Annotated in this window: 6 protein-coding genes and 1 pseudogene; 6 read left to right on the top strand and 1 reads right to left on the bottom strand. The window is 61.0% G+C overall.

Translation table 11 applies throughout. The annotated features are described in order from the left end of the window. The 6 genes and pseudogenes from tnpA to AB5Y54_RS18290 form a co-directional block, all read left to right on the top strand. Nucleotides 1-171: pseudogene (tnpA, locus tag AB5Y54_RS18315) on the top strand (IS200/IS605-like element ISAs26 family transposase); the annotation flags it as partial. Between the two features lie 63 nt (nucleotides 172-234). Further along, nucleotides 235-504 (top strand): DUF3302 domain-containing protein, encoded by a 270-nt coding sequence (locus tag AB5Y54_RS18310; RefSeq protein ID WP_041201542.1) that lies wholly within the window; start codon nucleotides 235-237, stop codon nucleotides 502-504. 10 nt (nucleotides 505-514) lie between these two features. Continuing rightward, a complete protein-coding gene (locus tag AB5Y54_RS18305; RefSeq protein WP_053288524.1) occupies nucleotides 515-1,552 on the top strand; it encodes an HlyD family secretion protein in 1,038 nt (345 codons plus the stop codon). Nucleotides 1,553-1,673: 121 nt separating this feature from the next. After that, nucleotides 1,674-3,434: a DEAD/DEAH box helicase gene (locus tag AB5Y54_RS18300; RefSeq protein WP_053288525.1), complete on the top strand. Its 1,761-nt coding sequence runs from the start codon at nucleotides 1,674-1,676 to the stop codon at nucleotides 3,432-3,434. 87 nt (nucleotides 3,435-3,521) lie between these two features. Next, a complete protein-coding gene (gene dacB / locus AB5Y54_RS18295) occupies nucleotides 3,522-4,955 on the top strand; it encodes a D-alanyl-D-alanine carboxypeptidase/D-alanyl-D-alanine-endopeptidase (RefSeq protein ID WP_042017206.1) in 1,434 nt (477 codons plus the stop codon). Between the two features lie 211 nt (nucleotides 4,956-5,166). Continuing rightward, complete coding sequence (locus tag AB5Y54_RS18290) at nucleotides 5,167-5,424, top strand: GrxA family glutaredoxin (RefSeq protein WP_010674029.1); 258 nt, start codon at nucleotides 5,167-5,169, stop codon at nucleotides 5,422-5,424. A gap of 46 nt (nucleotides 5,425-5,470) precedes the next feature. On the opposite strand, the gene AB5Y54_RS18285 is transcribed toward AB5Y54_RS18290, so the two are convergent. Further along, nucleotides 5,471-6,799 (bottom strand): IS4 family transposase, encoded by a 1,329-nt coding sequence (locus AB5Y54_RS18285; RefSeq protein WP_010676218.1) that lies wholly within the window; start codon nucleotides 6,797-6,799, stop codon nucleotides 5,471-5,473. Nucleotides 6,800-6,864 lie beyond the last annotated feature (65 nt).

Raw genomic sequence — 6,864 nt, 5'->3', positions numbered from 1 at the left:
CTGGTGAACTCGTTAAAGGCGGTCACATCAAGGCGACTGCGTAATGAATTTCTGGACTTGAGAGGTGCTTACAGCAAACCCGTACTCTGGTCACGCTCTTACTTTGCGGGCTCTTGCGGCGGAGCACCGTTGGAGGTGATCAAGCAATACATTCAAAACCAGCGGGGCTGACGCCCCGGCGAAATTCCCCTCCCACCTACGTCGGAGGGAGTCCCCTTTCGCATTTAAGATGGCATTATCGTCATTCACGATATTCCATATGAAATTGCCAAGCACCGTAATCACCCCCACCAGGACGCCATTCACGTGGCAGGCTGGGTCAGCCTGTTCACCCTGCACGTGCTCTGGCCCTTCCTCTGGATCTGGGCCACGATTTATCGCCCCGATCGCGGCTGGGGCTTCTCGCAACGCCTACAACATGACGAGACAGAGATCAGCGCACTCAAAGAGGAGCTGGCAGCACTGCAGGCTCGCATGACCACGCTCGAACAGACCGACAAATAGGTAACGCCCCATGGACCTGCTACTTATTCTCACCTATACAGCCCTCTGCATAGGTATTTTCAAGATCTTCAAGATCCCGCTCAACAAGTGGACCGTGCCGACCGCCGTACTGGGTGGCGTCATCATCATCGGCACACTCATCATGCTGATGAACTACAACCCCCCCTATTCCGAGCTGGCTCGCAACTATTATGTCTCCACCCCGGTCGTGCCCCTGGTCAAGGGGCGTGTCACCGACGTCCCGGTCAAGCCCAACCAGCCGGTCAAGAAAGGGGATGTGCTGTTTCGCATCGACGCTGAGCCCTTCCAGGAGAAGGTCGCCAGCCTGACGGCGCGCCTCGCCTCCAACACCGATTTTCTGAAGGCTCTGGACGCCCGCCTGCGATCCGCCAGCCTGGACAGGGATCGCGCCCAGGAGCTGATGCGACGGGGCATCGGTAAACAGCGCGACCTCGACGTCACCCAGGCCAACGTGGATGACATCGTCGCCCAAATTGATCAGCAGAAAGCGACCCTCAATGACCTGGGTGCCCAGCTCAACATCGCCAAGTACGATCTGGAGCAGACCGTGGTCTACGCCCCGAGTGACGGTCATGTCGTACAACTGGCATTGCGCCCGGGCATGATTGCCGCCCCCTTCATGTTCCGCCCCGTGATGACCTTCATTCATGAAGATGCCAATGCCTATGTCGGCTGGTTCTGGCAGAACAGCATGCAGCGGCTCAAGGCGGGTGACGAGGCCGAAGTCGTGCTCGACGGCATCCCGGGTCGCATCTTCAAGGCCAAGGTGCAGTCCGTTATCCCGGCCATGGCACCGGGCAATATCCAGGCACAGGCGGGTCTTATCGATCAGACCTCGGCCCAGGTACCGGGTCGCCTGCCCATCGTGCTCGAGATCACCGATCCCGAGTGGGCAAACTACCAGGTGATCGCGGGTTCCAGCGGTCAGGCCGCCATCTATACCGAGCACTTCCACCACGTGGCCATCATGCGCAAGATCCTGATGCGCATGGGTAGCTGGCTCAACTACCTGTTCCCCTTCCACTGAGGTCCCTGACCTGCACGGGCCGGCATCCTGCCGGCCCGCTTCCAGTCAGCGCGAGCCCCCTCACTGCATTTTCCCCGCAAGATCCTTATAATGGCGCCACCTTGCGCCACAGCCGTTCCCCATGTTCGTTCTCAGACCCTATCAAACCGACGCCGTCAACGCCGTCATCAGCCACTTTCGCAAACACCCGGATCCCGCCGTGGTGGTACTGCCCACCGGGGCCGGCAAGAGTCTGGTGATCGCCGAACTGGCCCGCAAGGCGCGCGGCCGGGTGCTGGTGCTGGCCCACGTCAAGGAGCTGGTGGAGCAGAACCACGCCAAGTACGAGGCGTGGGGGCTCAAGGCCGACATCTTCGCCGCCGGGCTGGATCGCAAGGAGGCGAGCGCCCAGGTGGTGTTTGGCTCGGTGCAGTCGGTGGCGCGCAATCTGGATGCCTTCGACGGGGCGTTTTCGCTGCTCATCATCGACGAGTGCCACCGGGTCTCGCTCGATGACGACAGCCAATACCACCAGGTGATCGAGCATCTCAAGGCCGCCAACCCTGCCCTCAAGATCCTCGGGCTCACCGCCACCCCCTATCGGCTGGGGCTGGGCTGGATCTACCGGCGCCACTACCACGGCATGGTCAAGAGCCACGGCGAGCGGCTGTTCGGTGACTGCGTGTTCGAACTGCCCCTGCGCTTCATGGTGAAAAACGGCTATCTGACCCCGCCGCGCCTGGTGGACGCCCCCATCGTCCACTACGACTTCAGCAAGCTGGTGCCGCGGGAGAACGGCCTGTTCAGCGAGGCGCAGCTCAACGGCGAGATCAAGCGCCAGGAGCGGGTCACCCCCCATATCCTGAGCCAGGTGCTGGAGTATGCGGCCGACCGGCAGGGGGTGATGATCTTCGCCGCCACCGTCGAGCATGCCCGGGAAATTCATGGCCTGCTCGGTGCCAGAGGCCAGCAGGCCGCCCTCGTCACCGGCGAGACGCCGGGACCGGAGCGCGACGCTCTAATCAGTGCCTTCAAGGCGCGCGAGCTCAAGTTTCTGGTCAACGTAGCGGTGCTCACCACCGGTTTTGATGCCCCCCACGTCGACCTTATCGTGATGCTGCGTCCCACCGAATCGGTGTCGCTCTATCAGCAGATTGTGGGACGGGGCCTGCGCCTCTCACCCGGCAAGAGCGATTGCCTGGTGCTCGACTACGCAGGCAACAACTTCAACCTGTTTGCCCCCGAAGTGGGGGAGCCCAGGCCCCACGCCGGCACCGAGCCGGTTCAGGTGCCCTGCCCCGCCTGCGGCTTTGCCAACACCTTCTGGGGCAAGACCGACGAGGATGGCAAGGTGGTCGAACACTACGGCCGCCGCTGTCAGGGACTGTTTGAAGATGACGAGGGCAACCGCGAGGAGTGCGACTACCGCTTTCGCGCCAAGATCTGCCCCGGTTGCGGCGCTGAAAACGACATCGCCGCCCGTCGCTGCCAAAGCTGTGACCAGCTGCTGGTGGACCCTGACGACAAGCTCAAGGAAGCCCTCAATCTCAAGGACTGCATGGTGATCCGCTGCGCCGGTTTGACCCTGAGTGCCGGGCGCGGCAAGCAGGGGGAGCGGCTGGGGGTGACCTACCACGACGAGGATGGCCTGACCCTGACAGAGTACTTCCCCTTTCACTCCCGGGGTGCACAGCGCTTGTTTCAACAACGCTTTGTGCGTCATCATTGGCCCGCCCCGGGCCTGGAGCCCGAATTCACGACCCTGGCGAGCGTGATGCTCGCGGCAAACCAGTTCCGTCACCCGGATTTCGTCATCGCCCGCAAGTCGGGACGCTTCTGGCAGGTGAAGGAAAAAATATTCGATTACGAGGGGCGTTACCGGACTGCCAACGCCCCGGCCTGACCCCATGGCAGGCGATACCCGGCAGTCACCCGGTTTGATTATCGGGGCGGTTTCTGATGCCGCCCTTTCGTTCAGTTAGAGGATCCTATGCAGCGGCTGTTGATTGGTTTTTGTGCTCTCTTTTCTCTGGCGGTCCACGCCGCCCCGCTGACCCCGCCCAAGGGGGGCCAGTACGCCGTCATCGTACAGGGCAACAACGGGGTGGAATTTGCCCGTCACGCCGATGACATGATAGCCCCCGCCTCCACCATGAAGGTGCTCACCGCGCTCGCTGCACGCCTCGAACTCGGTGCCGACTTCCGCTTCGCCACCGACATCCAGGCCCAGCCCGGCGCCAAACAGGGCACCACCATCAACGGCGACATCTGGATCAACTTCGTCGGCGACCCGACCCTATCGCGCATGGATCTGGTTGCCCTGTTCAAACAGTTGGGCGTCACCCGCATTCAGGGCAACGTCTATGTCAACACCGGTGCCTACAACGGCTATGAGCGTGGCAACGGCTGGTCCTGGGGGGATCAGACCCTCTGCTTCGCCGCTCCCGTCTCCTCGGTCATCATCGACAAGAACTGCGCCTACGGCACCATCACCGCCACCCAGATTGGCAAGCCTGCGGTGGGCAACGTGGCCACCGGCGTGCCCATCGGCATCGGCGCCGACAACGTGGAGGTGATGAGCTATGGCGACATGGCGCGTCAGTTCTGCGCTCTGGAAGTAGACATGGCCAAGGGCAACTTCTACGAGCTCAAGGGCTGCATCACCCCGAACAAGGAGCCACAAGGGCTGCGCTTTGCCATCCATGACGTGGAGGCCTGGGGCTGGGACAACATCCGTTGGGCCATGAACCGCGCCGGGATCAGCCACGACGGCCTGCTGCGGGTCACCCATCAGGCCCCTGTCGGTGCCCAGACCCTGGCGACCCACTACTCTGTCTCCCTGCCGGTGATGCTCGCCAAGATGTTGAAAAAGTCCGACAACCTCTACGCCGATACCTTCCTCAAAACCGTGGGGCGTCACTACTACAACAAGCCGGGTAGCTATCGCAGCGGCACCATGGCGGTACGCGCCATCCTGACCAAGCACGGCATTGACCTTGGCAACGCCACCCTGGCCGACGGCTCCGGCCTCTCCGCCCACAATCTCATCAGCGCGCGCCAGATGTTGTCGGTGCTTAACTTCATCCAGAAGAACGATGCCGAGCTCGACTTCATCAAGCTGCTGCCAAGCTCCCAGGTGGACGGCACCCTGGCCTGGCGACGCAGCGTCACCGCTCCCATGATGAAGAACAAGGTGCACGCCAAGACCGGTACCATCACAGGTACCTCGAACCTCGCCGGTTTCATCGACACCGCCGGTGGCCAGCGCAAGGCCTTCGTGATGTTCCAGCGCGGTCTCTCCCAGGATCCGGCGACCCACGAGCGCTACCGCGCCAGCAAGGCGCCCTGGCCCTGGACCGTCTTCGAAAAAGGCGTGCTGGAGAGCATCTACCAGCAACAACCCATCCAGATCGTCGAGCAGTGATAGACGGGCTGCCTTGCCGGCAAGGCGGCCCGATTCCCCGGCCTTGGGGCGAAACAGGGACGCTGGCGCCATCATCAGCAGTGGGCGCAATCGGAGATGGCGAACGGAAGCATCGCTATTTTCAGCTTTGACTGACAGGGCGCCAGGGCTATGCTGTGCCCAGCCTCATCTCAATGGCCTTCTTCAACGGCTTGTTTAATGGAGAGAAAAGATGTTTGTAGAGATTTTTGGTCGTCCCGGTTGCCCCTATTGCGTGCGTGCCAAGCAGATTGCCGAGCAACTCACCGAGGAGCGCGATGACTTCGAGTTCCGCTACGTGGATATCAACGTGGCCGGGCTGACCAAGGACGATCTCGCCGCCAAGGCGGGCAAGCCGGTCACCACTGTGCCGCAGATCTTCCTGGATGAGCAGCACATCGGCGGCTGCACCGATTTTGAGGCCTACGCCAGAGCCAATCTGGGTCTGTAAGCCCCGACACCATGAAAAAAGGCGCCTCTGGCGTAATGCCAGTCAGTTAAGCCTGACTGGCATTGTTTTTACTAGGTTTTCTCGTCGCATACTTCTGTGGTTTGGCTTTGATGCACCTTGGGTAACTTCGTTCTCGGCGGGCGGGTAACTTGAACTGCTCTGCCTGTTTGTCCAACTCAGCGACACGCCCTGGAACCATGCCCGGTGACACAAACGGCAGGCAACTGAGTTCATGCAGCAGATACACCGATGCCATGTGAAAGCTCAACTGGCTGGCCGTATAGCCCTTTAAGCTCGCCGCCATCCTAACCATCTGATATCTCAGTAGGTTATAGGCCAATACCAAGCCCCATAGCTCCTGCCTTACTCCATCGGGTTTCTTGCTGCGCAGCGTCAGCCGGTGCTGTTGCAGGCTATGTTTCATCTCCCGATAGCCCAGCTCGATTTCCCAGCGATTCTGGTATAGCTCCATCAACTCGCTGGCCGGGAAGCGCAGCGGGTCGGTGAGCGAGGTCAGCACCTGCCGCTCCTTGCCGTTTACCGTCCGGGTCAGCAGCCGGGCTTCGAACTGCTCCGGCAACTCGCTCCACTTCTTCTTGGCCTGCGGACTGGCTCTGAGGCGTACCAGCACATCCTGCCGCCCCAGCTTGCGGATGACCTCGTATTGAGCCCCCTTTTTCAGCGGAATAAGCCAGTGACGCGCTACGCCCTGGCGTTGCCAGGCATGGAGTAACCCCAGTGAGTAGAAGCCCTTATCGAACAGGGTCAGGCTATTATCGGGTGTTTTTTCAATCAGTTGCTCTGCCAACACCATCTCGTTTACCGCACAGGAGTCCATCACTGTCTGGGTCAGCAGATGACTGGTCAGCTCCATCTGACACAACATGCGGACCTGGGGATATTGCGTCTCCCCCTGGACGGTTTTCGACTTGGCAAAGGCGCCGGCATTGTCCGGAGTATCGGGCGTGCGCCAGACCACCCCGTCCACGGCCAGCAGCTGCAAGCCGGCCCAGGTGGGGTGCTGACACAGCTGATGCCAGAGTGTGGCGGTCTGCTGGAACACCTGTCGAACGGCTTGGTCAGCCAGTTTTTGGCGCGCCTGGATGAAGGCGCTGGGGACGACAAACGGCCGGTCGCCGGGTAACAGGATATCGAGCTGGTTGGCCAGCTGGGCCATAGGGACATGACGAAACAAGGACATCCCGATAATGGCCCATAGCACCCGCTCCATGGGCATGCGCCGTCGGCGCAAGGAGACGGAGCCCGTCTCGGCCAAGCAAGCCTGCACCAGTTCAGGTGACAGCAGGTCAGACAGGGACTCAAACTTTCCGGGAGGACAGGCGTGAATGAAGTCGAGAGCTTGGTCGATACGCATAAAAAAATCCGAAACCCAACAAGGAGTTTCGGATTCTTACACAGCCTGAGGATCGGTCAATGGAT

Source organism: Aeromonas sp. s9, assembly GCF_040907765.1.
Taxonomy (GTDB): domain Bacteria; phylum Pseudomonadota; class Gammaproteobacteria; order Enterobacterales; family Aeromonadaceae; genus Aeromonas; species Aeromonas caviae.
The sequence above is the reverse complement of the archived record's forward strand: the minus strand, read 5'-3'. Positions and strand labels throughout refer to the sequence as shown.

What these genes read in the sequence shown, in the direction of transcription:
- AB5Y54_RS18305 (WP_053288524.1), top strand. Translation starts at nt 515, where the DNA reads ATGGACCTGCTACTTATTCTCACCTATACAGCCCTCTGCATAGGTATT.
- AB5Y54_RS18300 (WP_053288525.1), top strand. Translation starts at nt 1,674, where the DNA reads ATGTTCGTTCTCAGACCCTATCAAACCGACGCCGTCAACGCCGTCATC.
- dacB (WP_042017206.1), top strand. Translation starts at nt 3,522, where the DNA reads ATGCAGCGGCTGTTGATTGGTTTTTGTGCTCTCTTTTCTCTGGCGGTC.
- AB5Y54_RS18290 (WP_010674029.1), top strand. Translation starts at nt 5,167, where the DNA reads ATGTTTGTAGAGATTTTTGGTCGTCCCGGTTGCCCCTATTGCGTGCGT.
- AB5Y54_RS18285 (WP_010676218.1), bottom strand. Translation starts at nt 6,799, where the DNA reads ATGCGTATCGACCAAGCTCTCGACTTCATTCACGCCTGTCCTCCCGGA.